The following is a 16,387-nucleotide window of genomic DNA, read 5'->3' as shown; positions in this document are numbered from 1 at the left end:
ATGAACAGCTTTTCCTTATCCCTTGATCCCGCTCAATTGAGCAGGCTTTTCCCTTATTTTATCCTGGTGGATAGCGATATGAAGATACTACATATTGGCGACAAACTGAAAGATATTTGCGCAGATTGCCAGAATGGAAACCTGTTTGATTATTTTGAATTTCCGGGATCGAATGACATGGGGCTACCTCGTATCGGCGAATCCCTCTTCACCAGCCTCAGACACACAGGAGGTAAAATAAAAGGCAGCTGGGAAAAGTCTGCAGGCCAGCAACTGTTATTTTTTGCTGGCGAAAGCTATAACCAAAATGATGCTGGCGAGATAAATGGGAAAAACAATACCACGGCAAATACGCTATCATTGCCAAATATCCACCATTTCGACAGGATTCTCGGAAATATGGGTTTTGGTTTTATAGAGATGGACTCTGAAGGCAGGATAAGGTATGCCAATAAGCGGTTCTGTACCATGTCTGGCTATGATCTGGCCGGAATGCACCACCAAATGCCTGATGTATTTTTTAGCAACGATTTTTTCTCTAAGGATTATACCGGTGAGGAATTGGAAGAAACAGATGCTGAATTACATGAGATTGTATTTATTGATGCAGAGGGCAATAAAAAGTTATGGTTGGCTGGCCGTGCTATAAATTACAACGAAAGGGACGAAAATATTGGCTGGGCAAGCATCTGTTTTGATGTAAGTGAGCACAAAAGTTTTGAGCAGGAACTGATTACGGCGAAAAAAGATGCAGAACGCACAGCCGCTATTAAGGCCATGTTTCTGGCCAATATGAGCCACGAAATCAGAACCCCGATGAATGCCATTATCAGCATGGCCAACCTGCTTTCTAAAACCACGCTAACTGAAGAACAGGATTACTATATCCAAACTGTACAAATGGCTTCAAAAAGCCTTTTAGTCATTATTGATGATATTTTAGACCTCTCTAAAATTGATGCAGGAAAACTCAACCTGGAGCACATTGGTTTTAGCTTACCAATGGTATTTAGTGAGGTAATGCAGGTGGTTACCCACAAGGCTATAAAACGCGGACTGGAAATCAATTACCTTGCGCCAATAGATATCGAAATATCGTCGGTACTAATTGGCGACCCTTACCGGATAACTCAGGTGGTATTGAACTTAATGACCAATGCCATTAAATTTACCGAAAAAGGTTCAGTGCTGTTAACTGCGATTGTAAGAGAAGATAGCGACACTTACCAGGAAATTGAAGTTTTGGTGAAAGATACCGGGATTGGAATGGATCCTGAATTTTTAAGTCGATTGTTCGATAACTTTAGTCAGGAATATGAATCTGTAACACGCAAATACGGCGGCACAGGTTTGGGCATGAGCATTTCGCAAAAGCTGGTTGCACAAATGGGCGGTTATTTCAATGTAAAAAGCCAGAAAGGTCAGGGCTCAGAAATTTCCTTTGTTATCAAACTCGAAAAGGGTAAAACCACCGATGTACCTACAGAAACAAAGGTAACGCACAATGAAGATTTATTTGCAGGACGTAAAATCCTGATTGTAGATGACAACGAAATGAACAGGCTGGTGGCTAGCACCGTTTTACTGGGCTATGGTCCACAGGTAATGATTGCCGAAAATGGCGAAATAGCCCTTGACATGCTGAACGAAGAGCCCTATGATATCATTTTAATGGATATACAGATGCCTGTACTTAATGGCTATGATACAACCAAAGCCCTAAGGGCGCGTGGCTATACCGGAATAATCATTGCACTGACCGCCTCGGCCATTGAAGGTGAAAGGGAGAAATGTTTGGCCGCCGGAATGGACGACTACATTACCAAACCTATAAATGAAGAGCTGCTGATTGGCGTGATCGATAACTGGATTCAAAAAACTGCAAACCCTGTTGTTGCTCCTGATATTGACTTACCATTGTACAGCTTAGACGGGCTACGTGTAATTAGTAAGGGACGCGAGGATTTTGTGACCAAAATGATCGAAATGTTTTGCGGGCAGATACCCGATACTTTAAAGCAACTCAATCAGGCCAGCGCCGATGGTGACCATGAACAGTTATCTAAACTGGCCCACAAACTCAAGTCTACCATCGATCATCTGGCCATTTCACCACTTCAGCGTACTATAAGGGAAATTGAAGCAGTGAACGAGGGTAATACCTCTGCTCCTAAATTAGCCGAAATGATTGCTGAGGTAAACGATGTGCTTAACCAGGTGATGACAGAACTCAGTGAAGAAATTGCCATCAGAAACAGCCAATAAACCAGCTTTGGCAAGGATAGATTGAGGAAATAAAACAAGCCTTTGGGGATTTCAGCGCCCCCGGAGCTTTCTATATATTTTGGACAGCGAATCAGATACCCTTTTCCCAAACAGACGGTTGGATAGTTTACCGATTAGGCTATAATCCGAACCGGAAATCCACGAGGCTGCAAAATGATGAATACAATAGGTATTTGCTGTAATTTTTAGCTTCAGGGTTTTCCAGCTTTTGGGACTAAAAAACTCACTGGGATAAATAGTACAATAACCATCAAGCTGCTGAAAAGTGTTATTTAACTGCAATCCCTTTTCTGCTTTCATAAACGCTGTTATGCTTTCGGTATTCGGCATGGTATCTGGCTTTCCATTTGGCAGATAAAAACTCCTGTTGTCATAATAAGCCAATAAATCATTTACCCAGCTGCTATCCTTCGTGCTTCCCATAATTGCTGATGAAAGCAAAAGGTTATCTTCAAACCCTGTAAAGGCTGTATTGCCAAGCATACTATCATCCAACGGCTTTAAAAACTCAACATCTGTATCGAAGTAAATGCCCCCCATATTTTTCAGGGCATATAAGCGACAAATATCTGAAACAAAAGCAAATTTACGCTCGCGGTAAGCCTCTGCACTATACTGGTAACTATTTACATCAAAATTCTCCTCATTCCACTCTACAATGCGATAATCGGGAAGGTATTTTTTCCACGATGCCAAACAATTGGACACAAGCTCGGGCTTCTCTCCTTTACCAAACCAGCAGTAGTGGATTATTTTAGGTATCATAACTTCACTTTATTTAGGATCTTCTTATAACCTTCTGCTAGTGTAGCCCGATCAAACTGCATAAACAAGGTAATTACAAGCAAAATGAGCCCGATTAGCAGGCAATTCAGGATAAAGGTAAGCCACGATGTAACCGTAATCAAACCCATACTTCTCCAACCATAAGTTATTGCAATCAGCAATGTAAAGCCCGCTAATCCCCTCACAATCTTAAAAAAAAAGTAACTCCTTTTCTCTTTCAGGCAATGTGCGGCATAAATGGGCGTGAAAGTAAGGTGACTAAACACTCCGCTTATTGCTGCCGCAACCGGAATGGCATATATACCAAGGTTGCTGTACAGACAAAGTAATATTACCAGTACAAAATTCAGCACGGCAATAAAAATGCCCCAGATGGATGCAATCCTCAGTTTATTGGTGATGATAAAAACATGATGCACCGTTTCTACCGTGCCATGAACAATGAAGGGTAACAAAGTTATCACTGAAAGCAGGTGAAGTGCACTGGAATCCTGGGTAGGCAGCCATAGCCTAAAAAAGTCGCCGCCATAAACAAAAAACACAGCCAGGGGCAATAGTACAACTATAAAAATAGCCTTAAACGACAAGTTAAGTGTACTTTTTAGTTTCCCCATATCTTCCTGAGCATAGGCTTTTAGCATTTCGGGTAGAAATATGGGCACAACAATTCCCAGCAGGATATAAATTGCATTGGGTATAAACTTGGTTAACGAAAGAAACCCCATACCTGAAGCACCAAAAAAGTGGTTTGCAATTAATAAATCTAATTGGGTATTGATTACGTTCGACAAGGCAATTATAGAATTCCACATGCCGAAACCTGCAATCAGCGAAAGTGCACCCCACGAGAAAAATGATCTGTCAATCACCACTTCAGGGAGAAGCCTTTTGGTAAGCCTGTAATTTGCAAAACACATGTAAATTGCTGTTAACACCGTTACCAGTCCCAGAAAATAAATTTTAGGCTTAAAAAGATAAAACAGGAATGCAACTGCGCCAAGTTTCACCACGTTGGATATAATATTGATATAGGCAAGCTTATCGAATCTGTTGACGGCAAATGCCGCAACCGAAAAAACAGCTGAAGAGACATTAATCACCAGGCTGAAGAAAATAAATACAAACAGTAAGCGCACATCATCAAAAAGGCCAGGCGGAATATCGAGTATATTGTTAATAAACAGACAAAATAACGCGCTCAATATAATGAAACCGAGCGATATCAGCATGTTGCCAAACAAGATGGAATTGAAATAAACATTCACTTCTTTGATATCTTTTTTCTCGAGGCTGATGGTGATATACCGGCTCGACATGGAGTTTAAGGCAGTGGTGATAATCCCAGCGTACATCACAAAGTTATTGGAGAGCGGGAAGAAACCATAAGCCTCTTTACCCAGGTGTGCCACGATATAAGGCGTAAGAAAGAAGGAAATCCCTACACCCGAAAGTGCACTAAAAAAATTGGAGACCAGGTTAACAACAAAACGTCTTCTATCCATATCAATAGCAGCCCTAAAGTAATGGTTTTATTTGAATATCATCGGTGCCCAAACGCATTATCACAAAATTTTAGCTATTTTGTCAAACGAAAAGACATAACCTAAAGAGATTGGAGCCACTTGTATCAATTGTTACCCCCTGCTATAATTCAGCTGCCTTTATAACGGAAACACTCGATGCAGTAATTTCGCAGAGCTATACTAACTGGGAATTAATTGTTGTAGATGACCGCTCAAGTGATGATACCTGCCAGATCGTTGAAGCGTTTGCCAACAGGCACAATGGTATCCGGCTGATAGCCCTAAAAGAGAACGGAGGAGTTTCGAATGCACGAAATATAGGTATGGCAGAAGCGAAAGGCAAATACATTACGTTTTTGGATAGTGATGATATCTGGCTTAAAGATAAACTTAGTCGTCAGGTAAGCTACATGGAAAAGGAACTCCTGCCCCTTACATTCTGTGCCTACAAGCGCATTAACGAACAGGGTAAAGTAATTTCAGGTCAGGTTCCGGTTCCCCATACGGTAGATTATAACGCGTTGCTCGCGCACAATGTGGTTATATTTTCGACTTCTATGATGTTAAAAAGTGCTATTGGCGACTTAAAGTTTAGCCGGGCAGGCCACGAAGACTGGATCTTTTTACTCAAACTGCTAAAACAGTGTGGTCAGGGCTATGGCATTAACCAACCTCTCGCCTATTACCGGGTAAGACAAAATTCGGTTTCATCGAACAAACTCAAAGCAATTGGTTATACCTGGAAAATATTCAGGGAAAGCGAAGGCATAGGTTTTCTCAGATCGGCAATCCTACTTGGGAGATATGCTGTTTCTGCCAGCCTGAAAAGATTAAGATGAGCTTTTACCGGGTAATGCCAGTCCCAGGTTTTTGCTATGCTTTTTATGTGTAAAATTCCACCAAAGCCCACTGAGCACCTGTTTCGCTAAATCCCACCTCCCCCTGGCAAGATAAGCCAACACTGCTTTTGGACAGGCGATAAGACAAAAATACATTGAGAACAGCAAAGTAGTAATCCAGCCCGTATTTTTTCTGATAAACAGCATCCTGTTCCTGGTCATAAAATATACCTTAAGTGGGCTTTCCTTTCCCACACTAACAGATTCCTTATGGTAAACATGGGTTTTTCCGGTAAACCAGATCTCTTTGTCTATCCGTTTGAATTTCTCGCACCAGTCGAGTTCTTCATAATAGAGAAAATAATTTTCATCCATTAACCCGGCATTCAACAGATCTTCTCTGCGGCACATCACAGCTGCCCCATGGCAAAACGCCGTGCTATAGCTTTGACCGAACTGCCCATGGTTACGTTCAAACTGGCCAATATAGGCATTTCTTCCTGTGACATAATTTAAGGGCGTAAAACCAGCGTACTGAACCAAATCCTGCTGATCGAAATAAAGCAATAAGGGCGATAGCAGTCCTATTTTCTCATTGGCCTCCAGTTCGGTTTGCATCGTTTCCAGACAACCTGCCGGTATTTCGGTATCATTGTTCAACAGCAGGATATAATCACCCTTGGCTTGCCTGATCCCCAGGTTATTTCCGCCTGCGAAACCGAGGTTTTCTACCGAACGGATGTATTGGATATTTTTAAAATAGGGTGTAAATATATCCGACTGATCTTGATCTGCACCATTATCCACCAGTATAACTTCAACATTTGCTGCATGGTATGACCTGCTGATAGACTGCAGTAAAGCAATAGTTACTGCCATTTGATGGAAATTAACGGTGATAATTGAGGTCAATGGCATATCTGACGTAAATATTTAAAATTTTAATGAACAATGTGAGCAGATTCAATATTATGCATCTCTGGATTTCAGCAAACCACCTTCAACAGCATTTATGGCCTTATAGATATCCCTGGCATTGGCCTCCCAGGTATGCGTGCCGGCAAAGTTAATCCGCTCGCGCTCCAGTGCCGGACTATCCTCCGCTAACGCTTTTTCGGCTAGCTGCAGGTATTCATCCTTCGTCGATGCCAGGTAAACATGATCAGCAAAGATATCCATCGCTTCAGTTCTGGTAGCCAATGTAGGTTTACCCATGGCCAGATACTCATCAATTTTACGTGGGTAATTACCGATGGTAAGCGGATTGATTACCTGAGGGTTGAGGCAAACATCGAAGCCCTTGATATATGCAGCCAGCGTTTCGGGCTTTTTAGGTCCCAGAAAAAACACATTGCTTAGCTTATGGAGCTCGCTCCTACTAAAATCTTCATCCTGTGGCCCTACCAATACCATATTCCAGTCAGGCCTTTCTTTTGCCAAATGCAGTAGTATCTTTTCATCTAGCCTTATCGATAACAATGCCCCAACATAGCCTAAAACCGGCTTTTTGATAGCAGAAAGATCTGAGGGTATCTCGAGTGCCTCGCCATTACTGAAAAGCGCCAAATCGCAACCCTGCCCAACGTAAAAAGAATTCGGATTATATTTTCTGCAATAGCTTGCCAGATAAACCGAATTGGCTACGCAAAGGTCACTTTTTGCAATCAATTCGGGTTCCATGTAAGTACCATGCCGCATCCAGTACGGTGTGGCTACAACATTATCTCTTGAATAATAAACGCTTACAGCAGGCTTCAAAAGCTCTTTTAAATGAAAGCTTCGAAAAATATCGTTATCGTTAAACAGGACGAAATTTTTAAGGCCCAAGTGTTCAGCAGCATCGCGGATTGATTTGGCAAACCGGGCATTGTTGATTTTATTTAACCATCTGAACAGGCCTTTGAACCTGATCCAGTTTACTGATTCTATGATAACCTGGGGATTATAAATCCACAGATTGGCTGATACTTCAGTTAAAGCTTCTTCCCTGCCGGCAATAACACGTAGTCTTTTTTTTACGCCTTCTGTATTGCGCTGCAACAAGCTCGTTTTTCGATCTAATGGTGCATTAACATATAATACGCGGTTGTTTTTACTAAACTCGAGCGCCAAATCCTTACAATTGCTACCAATGGGAATATCCCAGGGTTGTTGCCCCACAATGATAATGTCCCTGTTATTTAAAATAGCCATTGAATTATGGTTTTGGTGTTTTTATTCCTTTAATAAATCCGAAAATGCCAGCAATTGCACCGGTAATAATCAGTAATAATATCGGCATAGCTTAAGTTTTATTTCCCCTGTACCTGTATTTTGATGAGGCGTAGCTAAATTTGATTTTTTAACCTTACCGATGCTAATCAGCGCGATAACCATTCCAATCATTGCCCTTGGTATCTGCCAGATGGCAAGATAAAGCCTCTTATCCCTGTAAAAACGTCCCGGGACTGAAATCAGCAGGGTTAAGCATATACTCATGAATAAAGTTAGCCATAATCCTTTTCCCGGCCCCAAAGGGTTAAAAAAAGATTGAAACGCCATGATAAACAATAATCCCAGCAATAATATGCGTGGCATTAACATAGTTTGTACCGTTTTATTAAAGAATTCTACATTGCCTTTAAACAGCTCCCTAATACCTACCATGGTATATGTTCGCAAAAACTCAATCTGCGAAGCAATCCACCTGGTTCTTTGGGTGGTAAATACACTGGCACTGCTCACTTTTTCGTCGTAAACAAAAATATCATTCAAATAGCTAACTTTTACCTTGTCGCTGGCAATAAGGAAGTCCATTTTTTTATCTTCACCAACGGTATCACCTACATTTTTTAAAAGCGTATAAAAATAGCTGTAATCAAAGGCCATTCCCGATCCGATAAGCGCAGGTGAAAGTCCCAGCACTGCTTGGCCCTTTCGATATATGTGATTATTCACCTCTTCGTTGCAGGCATCCAGAAAAGCAAAACTGGTATTTAGGTTTTTCGCTGTACGGTGCAACTGAACAACTTTAGCCCCTTGATGAAACGAACTATTTATAGCCTGCAAGCATGCTGGCCCCATTAAATTATCAACATCAAGCACTACAGCGATATCAAATCCGCGGTTTTTAAGCTTTTCAATGGCATACAGCAGGGCTTTACCTTTGGTGCTTTTCTCAAAAAACACCTCAATTACCTCAACTCCCATTGCTTTGAGCTGCTCAATCGTTTCGGGCATTAATCCGTCGGCTATCGCTACAATTTCAAATTCCCCTTCATAATCATGTGCAAGTGCTGCCCTGGCGCTTTCTATTATTACCTCATCGGCATGATAGGTTGGAAACAGCACTGCTATTTTTTTATAGTCAGTAGCATGTTTTTGTGTGCCCGGCAAAGGAAAAAGCCCTGCGAATGCAAAAAATGCCAGGTAGAGGCAATTAAATGACAGATAAGCAGCCAGAATCCACAACAGCAGGTGTATAGTTTTATATATCAGTTCCATCCGATTTTAGTTGCATTTGCTGTTCATCAAGCCCTGGCGCTATAAAGATAAATGACCACGACATAAACAAAATTACTGATGAGGGCATTCCGTTCATTACCTCATTGCCATAACTGCAGATAAAACAGGCCACAGTACCTGCGGTAAGGGCAATCATTTTCACTCTTAACTTTGGATCGCGGATTTTCCAGGCAATCCCACCACACTTGCCAATAATATAACTGGTAAGGGCAAACCAGATAAGCAATCCTACTACACCGTACATTACCCACACTTTTACCCAATAACTATCGGGTGGTATATTGGCTATGGGCTTATCGGCATTGTAGGTCGTTCCGTTCATACCGCTCATACCAAGACCTGCGCCAAAGGGCAAATCTTCGAGCAGGCTCTTTAGTTTATGTTGATTATCCAGCCTAACGGCCAATGAAGCATCCTTCGGGTTCAATGCACTCCTTAAGCGGTTAACCTGAAAAATATGATCGCCAATAGTGGTATACTTTAACACGCCAAAACCCGCAGCACAACAAACTACCCCAACAATTAACACCTTAAAACTCCTGCTTAAAAAAAGGGCTGAAAAAAGCCCGGCAGCAAGTGCAAATAAAGCACCTCTGGTACCCGATATAGCCATGCCATAAAGAAAAGCAACCCCAAAGAGGGCAAAAATTACTTTTTTTGTAAAACTGAAAGGTCCGGCGGCCAACGTTAATGCAACTACGGCCATAATTGCCTGAGAGGCACCAAACTGTCCCGCATCCGAATACATGGAAAATACGCGGAGTTTGCCGTTGATAATATGTGTACCTGAATTACCAGCGTTTAACCAGGTCTGTTCGCCCGGGGAAACACCCAGATAAAGCTGTTTCATTCCATATAGCGTAGCAACAAGCGAAAGCCCTAAGACTGAGATGATAAACCTGTTCAGATCAACCATTCTGTTAAATAACAAAAATACAAAGGGTGCTATTAGCAGCCAGCTCAACGCTGCAAACCTCAATTCGTTAAACCAGGCTGCGAGGCTGCCACCATTCGGATTTAAGACCTGTAAAAAGCTAATAACAAACCAAATAAGCGCAATTACAACATGCTCATTTTTCAGTTTATCCCAATTGAATTTCTTCATATTAACCAGCATGCTGGCCCAGGTAAGTACCAATATCCCGTCGAGGGCAAGACCAACCGGAATATTTAAAAACGACTTTACCAAAAAACCCAGGATAAAGCAATAGGTTAAATATACCCAAAATCCTGTGCGGGGATTGCGAAATAGGGCAACTATGAAAGTGCCTAATGCGGCGATAGCCAATACCAGCAATGGTCCCAAAATCCCAAATGAATAGGTAGAAGCTGCCACCAGAACTGAAAGGCACAGGGAGACGATAAAAAATATAATCTTTTTTTTATGGTCAAAAATGTACTCATTTAACTTTTTAAGCATAGTAGCTGCTTATTTTTGTTTTACCCCGCTAACAATCCAGCCAGCAAACTTTTCATCAGCATTTAACGGGGCAAGTGCCGCTTTCTGTTTATCATGTAATGCTGATCCGGCTACAAATATTGCGGTGTATAGTGTTATAAAAGAGATCCATTCCCGGTTCTCAGCACCATCGGTCAGAGGATCAAGTGCAACAATGGTTAAATCGAAACGACTGCTGATCGAACCAAAAATTCCAGAAAGAGCTTCCCTGTCTCTTATTTCGAGTAGCGACTGTCCATCCAGGTCATTATTGATGAAAGCAAAAGGCTTGTTTTCATTAATATCAGCTCCCTGCAGTACTGCTCTTATTGGCTGATCTGCAGGTATTTTCAGCTTTTGCAGCGCCGGAATAAATTCCTGATTTCCAATCAATAAAACTTTTTTATTCATCTGCGCAAATGCGTATGCTAAATTTAATACTGTAAATGCCTGGGCAGACGCCGAACCGACACCTGTTATCCCCAGTACTTTTTGACTGTTACTAAAAAGCATATTATCGAGCTCAAAACGTAGCGTCCTCAGCTGGTTCTTAAATACCGTGTACTCGCTTTCTGCATGCGGAGTTCCCCATATTTTAGCTATATTATCGTTATCAGGTCTGATGTAATCCAACTCACTGATAACCTTTGCAATTAAGGCCGATTTTAGTTCTGCTCCATTATTAACCGAACGATCTAAAACAGATATCAAAAACAGCGTACAAAAACAGATTGCTAAACTGGCAATAGCGCTCATGGCCATATATATCAGTTTTTTTGATGATTCGGGAAGTGTTGGGATCCCTTCTTGTACCAATTGCAGGCGCAACCCAATATTCTTATCCAGGCTCGTTTGGTTATACCGCGCCAGTATTTCCAGGTATTCCCTCGTCGCTACATCGGCTTTTTGTTCATAATTTTGAACCCCCGCATCAAAAGGAACCATTCCGGTAAATTTTGCATTCAGTTTGGCCAGTTCCCTATCAATGTCACCTATCCCCGCTGTCGCTTTTTCAATCTCTACCCCCAGCGAAATACGACGCTGAACCAGACTTTGTTTAGCAATAAGCGGATCGCTTACGTATTGGTCGTTTGATCGGATCAGTCTGGCACTCAACAAGAGTTGTAATGAATCTACTATTTTTTTATCAGCCGGTTTATACCCATTGCGCAAATAGTTATCTTCTGCTGCCAGAATTTTATTTTTTATGCTGATAATGGCCCTGTTATCCTCAATCACTTCGGCTCCAAGGTACTTATCGCTAGTTCTGCTTGCCAATTTTTCATTAACACTTTTTAATGCAGCCTGCGCAGCCTGTTTATCGATCAGGGCCTGGTTTCTCTTGTTCTCATTATCGGTAATCTGCTGATAAACAATCTGCGACTGTTTATCCAGGTTGAGCACGCCGTTGCGGATCTTATAGTCCTTAACCTGCTTTATCCTGTTATTCATTACAGCCTCTTTCTTTTTCAACAGCGAATCCAAAACCACAATAGCTGTGTTCTTATTCAAGATCTGCTCCAAACTGTAATTATTAATAAAATCGTTTGAGAGGGTATTTACAACAAAAACCGAAAGCAGGGTATTGTTGGAAGTAAAAGCCACCGAAATAAAATCGCTGTTCTGTTCGTGGTTAATATCCAGTTTTTTGTTGAGGCTCTTCTCATCATAGCCCATTGAAGTAACGATCTGATAGAGTTTAATCTTACCGTTATCCAGCGGAGTGAGTACTTGTTTTTTGCCTAATCGTTCTTCAAAAAGGCCAATAGCTTCCTGCCTTTGTGCATCAGTTAAAACCTTCACCTCAGCACTCCATGGCTTGAACGTACCTTTTTGATCTTTAAGATCATGCAAAATCAACCGGTAAGAAAGCAGGCTGATATTTTTGGGCATCCTCATGATGTCCATGATGGTAGAAAACTGCTGATTAAGCTTGATTATAATATCAGGTCCTGTATAACTGGCGCGGTCGGGCGCTAACTGCCTTGATGGATCAAGCAAACCGGTTGAAAGTTTTGCTTCCGATTTATAATCTTTTGGAAGGTTTCTTAGCACGAAAAAACCTGCAATGATTGTCAAAATGAATATAGTGATGATAATCCACCTATATCTGTTTACTGTATCTAAGGATTTCTGTATATTCATTTTGTCTTATTTCACGTTTTTCAATTCTTCGCCAATCAGAGCTTCCAGCTCTTCTTTTGCTTTTAAAAGATTAAGCTCTGCAAGTAGTCTTTCAGAGTTAGCATAGGAGGTTAAGGTTTTGGCTTTGGTATAATCGTCTAAACTCGCCTCTCCCTTTTCGAATTTATACCGAAGGCCGTCGCTAGCCGCTTTGTTGTCGATATAGGTTTGTGCTTTAACCCGCAGATCTGCACCTTCCCGAAGGTATTCAAAATACGTTTTTTTAACTTCAGACTTTAGCAGGATATCGTATTCCTGAGCCTGATAAAATTTCTCGTTGTGCTCCTCTTTAGCCTGCCGGACCAGCGCTGGTGTTCTGAATAAAATACCAATATTAAAATAGATCCCGAACTGTATCCCGTTTAGGGTATAAGGATTAGTGGTATTGTATCTGGCCGCATTATTGGGACTGTAGTTATAGGATGCTGTAAATGCATCGAGATAGGTTGCTTTGGCAACACCTATTTTTGCCTTTGCGCTGAGTTCGCTGGCTTTATACATTTTTCGCTTCGGATAATTCTTCAGGGCCAGATCAACATATTTTTCCAATAACTGGTAGTTGATATCGCCAATAAAGCTCTCCTGGGCTTTAGCAACATTAATAGAAAAAAGAATAATAACAAAGAATAGGACAAACCGGGTCATTGATTGTGGGATTTAACATTCCCCTATTAAAAGGGTAGTATTTTTTAGGATACATTTCAAATCTAATTAAATAGAATGTTGTTTTCCTAAAAACCGTCATTTTTTTTTACCGATTATCATCGTATTAAACCCGGGATATCCCACTACAAAAGGCCCCAGGTTAGTTAATGCATTTGCATTCAACACATTGTTTTGAAATTCAAAATCTGGTTTGGGAGTTTTACCGAATCAATTCTTAAAATAAGGTTTAATATAATAGCCCGAATACCTATCCTACAAGCACCCGAAAGACAGGTCTATTAATCAGATGTAGTTATACTTTTGGAAATCTCTTGTAATTTCACCAAAAGTATATGACCGACCGAAAAGAATATTCACTACAGTTCGTCGTGTTCTTCAAACCTACCTGTGCCTTCTTTAATACTGATCTTATATACAATGATCTCCTGATGCACGTCACTACTAATTCCATGTGAAGATTCCTGCGAGGGGCGGTAAGTTAGCGGCATAATGCGGTGTATAATCCCCTGCATAGCCTGTTGTCTCTCCTCTCCGTTCAGCTCTTCAAAAGTCCCCCATAACACCACACTCTTCCAGCTAAAAATATCTTTGATCTGATCAACCTGAAAACACACCTGTGGATTACGACGCAACATATCTATCTTTTTTCCTGGCCCCGAATGGGCATAAATGGCATTGTTGCGGTAAACGTAGTTGATAGGCACAACATAAGTTTCCCCGTCGCTATGACAGCCTAACCTGCCTGTTACCTGGCTTTCGAGCAGAGAAATCATTTCCCCCTTATTTAAATCTCCTAACATAATATTGCTTTTTAATTGATATCATTTTATCCTGAAACAAATAACTGCTTTGCTTCAGCCCCTCATTCACATGCAAACTAGCTTGAGTGCCTGTAAACAAATTTCATATTAACAGCTGAGAAATAAAATGACCGAAGTCATTTTTATTGTGTTATCCGCTTAGCAGAAACTAATTTTAGTATTATAACTCATAACCACCAGTAAATCGATTCCAGGTCGCTTACTTTAAAAGTGTAAATTTTCGCAAATTTAAGTTAGCGATTTTTAGCTATGATTTCTATAGTCGATAATTAAAGGTGTTTTACCTGTTGTTTCATCGGTGTAAAGCTGAAGATCTGCACCTACTAAAACGACCAGGCCTTTTACCTGATAACCAAATACCGCGTAAAGTTGTCGTTTTTTCTGATCAATGAAATTTTCTTCTTCCGCCTTGCTTAGCGCTATTACAAGCAGAAACTTGATCGTGGTATGCCCTTCCTCCGGGATAATCTGTATCTGATACCGCTCTAAACCGGCCAAAACCACAGCGAAATCGTCGAGTTCATAATTACACTCGTTAAACATAAAAGATTTAGCCGCTCTCCCCTTAAGCTCCAAATAAGATTGGCCCTCAATTTCAACCCATCGCCCTATATCGCCAGTATTATATCTAAAAATCGGAAACCGCTTACGAAACAGGTTGCTCACAAGCAAAATCCCGTATCCTTGTGCATCGGGCTGGTTTACTTCTATTATTAAACCTTCAATTACCCTAAATAATGGTATCGATTGATTATAATCGCACCAGGCCCATATTCCTGTTTCTGCTGCCCCATATAATGAGTACAACTGCCTGGTTCCAAATATTTCTTTAAAAATCTGCAGGTGTGATGGCGGCAAAAATTCTCCTCCAAACAAAAGGTTATTTATCGATAAACGGAGCTGGTGCTTTTTAAGGTACTGGGCAAAAAGAAACAACTTGGATGGTGTACCCAACAACAAATCAGGGCTAAAATTCTGCGCCATATGGTAAGCATCCTGGTAAGGCAAACTTGCGCCCGCCACCAGTGTAGTGGCTTGGCATCGCTCAAGCAGATCGTCCATAATGGCGGCTGTACGATACATATCCATATAGCCGAACATATTGAGTGCAATTGTTTTGGGCACAAATATACCTGCCTGCTTTAAGGCAGTAGCCAGCACTGCACGCTGTTCCAGGTTTTCTGCAATATCAACCGGAAATACCAATGGTTTTTGGGTAGAGCCACCTGAGCGCACCAGATAAACTCCTTCCTTTTGAGCATGCAAATCAAAATTATGCTTTAACTGGTCTATCAGTTCTTTTTTGCCTACCAGTGGAGCTTCAATATAATCCGGATAAGGGGAATAATAGTTTTTAAAAAGATCAGACTCACGTACAATCTGATAGTAGGTATTGAGAACAGTATCAATCATATTTACTTTTTACCTTTTGAGCAGTAGATAACTAAGGTATTGTGGAATAAAATTACGGTAATGCCATACAAAACGTATTTTCTGTGTATGAGTTGGTAAATTTTGCAAGGCATGTTTATACCAGCGCCTGCCAATCATACCCATTAACAGCCGGTCATGCTTATCTTCACTTCTTCTATAGCGCGATATTACCGGCGGCACTTCAATTTGCAGAAAATGGCTATATTTTTTACGAGATAAGCTACCTGGCACTTCGTTAACATAAAGGTAGCCACCTGTTTGCAAAGCAATTTTACCAGGTACATGGCTTAATATCCCTTTTAATACCCGGTACCAAAAATCAATCCCTTCGTTTAAATGCGCTTCAGTACTGTATTGGTAGGCGGCGATCCATTTTCTCTTAGTAATTACATTACTGCCAACTCCCATAATAAAATGAGGTGAGCTAACAGCAAGTAAAGGGTTATTAATCAGATATAGATCACTGGCGATAGGTTTGAGATATTTTTTTAATAGCTCCAATTCAGGGTATATTTCACCACCAGGCATAAAAACAATATTGAGCACCATAAAATCGAGCTGATGGCTGCTAAATGCATCGGCTGCGAGCTGCAACAGGCGCGGATGATATTCATCATCAGCATCCAGAAAACTAATCAGCTCGGCACTTGATGCCGCAAAGCCAACATTACGCGCATTTCCAGGACCTTTGTTTTCGCTTAGCTCAATTAACTGAATGCTGCAATGACCAAAAGCAGCTTCATTTTCCTGCAAAAAACTGCGAACAACCGACAGGCTGTTATCGGTACTGAGGTCATCAACAATAATCAACTCATCCGGCAGTTTGCTTTGCCGGATGAGCGAATGAAGTGTTTTGGCAATAAAATCTGCCTTATTGAATAATGGGATAATAATAGCGTGCGTCAT

The 16,387-nt window shown here is 41.1% G+C and carries 13 protein-coding genes; 2 read left to right on the top strand and 11 right to left on the bottom strand.

Translation table 11 applies throughout. From position 1 onward, the window contains the following. Positions 1–2,265 (top strand): ATP-binding protein, encoded by a 2,265-nt coding sequence (locus G7074_RS21075; RefSeq protein WP_166211159.1) that lies wholly within the window; start codon positions 1–3, stop codon positions 2,263–2,265. A gap of 51 nt (positions 2,266–2,316) precedes the next feature. On the opposite strand, the gene G7074_RS21070 is transcribed toward G7074_RS21075, so the two are convergent. After that, positions 2,317–3,051 carry a glycosyltransferase family 32 protein gene (locus G7074_RS21070; protein ID WP_166211154.1) on the bottom strand — a complete coding sequence of 245 codons (735 nt, stop codon included), beginning with the start codon at positions 3,049–3,051 and terminating at the stop codon, positions 2,317–2,319. Continuing rightward, positions 3,048–4,574 carry a lipopolysaccharide biosynthesis protein gene (locus G7074_RS21065; RefSeq protein ID WP_124559191.1) on the bottom strand — a complete coding sequence of 509 codons (1,527 nt, stop codon included), beginning with the start codon at positions 4,572–4,574 and terminating at the stop codon, positions 3,048–3,050. Before G7074_RS21065 ends, G7074_RS21070 begins: the two co-directional genes overlap by 4 nt. 110 nt (positions 4,575–4,684) lie before the next feature. On the opposite strand from G7074_RS21065, the gene G7074_RS21060 reads away from it, so the two are divergent. Beyond that, on the top strand, positions 4,685–5,434 hold the full coding sequence (locus G7074_RS21060; protein WP_124559192.1) for a glycosyltransferase family 2 protein: 750 nt from the start codon (positions 4,685–4,687) through the stop codon (positions 5,432–5,434). On the opposite strand, the gene G7074_RS21055 is transcribed toward G7074_RS21060, so the two are convergent. The 9 genes from G7074_RS21055 to G7074_RS21015 all read right to left on the bottom strand — a co-directional run bounded on the left by G7074_RS21055 (position 5,426) and on the right by G7074_RS21015 (position 16,387). After that, a complete protein-coding gene (locus G7074_RS21055; RefSeq protein WP_240916375.1) occupies positions 5,426–6,313 on the bottom strand; it encodes a glycosyltransferase family 2 protein in 888 nt (295 codons plus the stop codon). The two genes, G7074_RS21060 and G7074_RS21055, sit on opposite strands and share 9 nt — an antisense overlap. A 90-nt stretch (positions 6,314–6,403) precedes the next feature. Next, positions 6,404–7,627 (bottom strand): glycosyltransferase, encoded by a 1,224-nt coding sequence (locus G7074_RS21050; RefSeq protein WP_124559194.1) that lies wholly within the window; start codon positions 7,625–7,627, stop codon positions 6,404–6,406. 69 nt (positions 7,628–7,696) lie between these two features. Continuing rightward, positions 7,697–8,917: a glycosyltransferase family 2 protein gene (locus G7074_RS21045; protein WP_166211148.1), complete on the bottom strand. Its 1,221-nt coding sequence runs from the start codon at positions 8,915–8,917 to the stop codon at positions 7,697–7,699. After that, the gene (locus G7074_RS21040) at positions 8,901–10,358 is read right to left on the bottom strand and encodes an O-antigen ligase family protein (RefSeq protein WP_166211145.1); all 1,458 of its coding nucleotides are present in this window, start codon (positions 10,356–10,358) and stop codon (positions 8,901–8,903) included. Before G7074_RS21040 ends, G7074_RS21045 begins: the two co-directional genes overlap by 17 nt. Before the next feature lie 9 nt (positions 10,359–10,367). Next, a complete protein-coding gene (locus G7074_RS21035) occupies positions 10,368–12,521 on the bottom strand; it encodes a hypothetical protein (RefSeq protein WP_166211142.1) in 2,154 nt (717 codons plus the stop codon). 6 nt (positions 12,522–12,527) lie between these two features. Continuing rightward, entirely contained in the window at positions 12,528–13,205 is a 678-nt protein-coding gene (locus G7074_RS21030) for a TolC family protein (protein WP_166211139.1), read from the bottom strand. A 377-nt stretch (positions 13,206–13,582) separates the two neighbouring features. Continuing rightward, positions 13,583–14,026 (bottom strand): pyridoxamine 5'-phosphate oxidase family protein, encoded by a 444-nt coding sequence (locus G7074_RS21025; protein WP_124559199.1) that lies wholly within the window; start codon positions 14,024–14,026, stop codon positions 13,583–13,585. Between the two features lie 264 nt (positions 14,027–14,290). Beyond that, complete coding sequence (locus G7074_RS21020) at positions 14,291–15,460, bottom strand: AMP-binding protein (RefSeq protein ID WP_124559200.1); 1,170 nt, start codon at positions 15,458–15,460, stop codon at positions 14,291–14,293. A 9-nt stretch (positions 15,461–15,469) separates the two neighbouring features. Then, positions 15,470–16,387: a glycosyltransferase family 2 protein gene (locus tag G7074_RS21015; protein ID WP_124559201.1), complete on the bottom strand. Its 918-nt coding sequence runs from the start codon at positions 16,385–16,387 to the stop codon at positions 15,470–15,472.

This window comes from Pedobacter sp. HDW13 (genome assembly GCF_011303555.1).
Lineage (GTDB): Bacteria > Bacteroidota > Bacteroidia > Sphingobacteriales > Sphingobacteriaceae > Pedobacter.
This window is presented reverse-complemented; position numbering and strand designations above follow the sequence as displayed.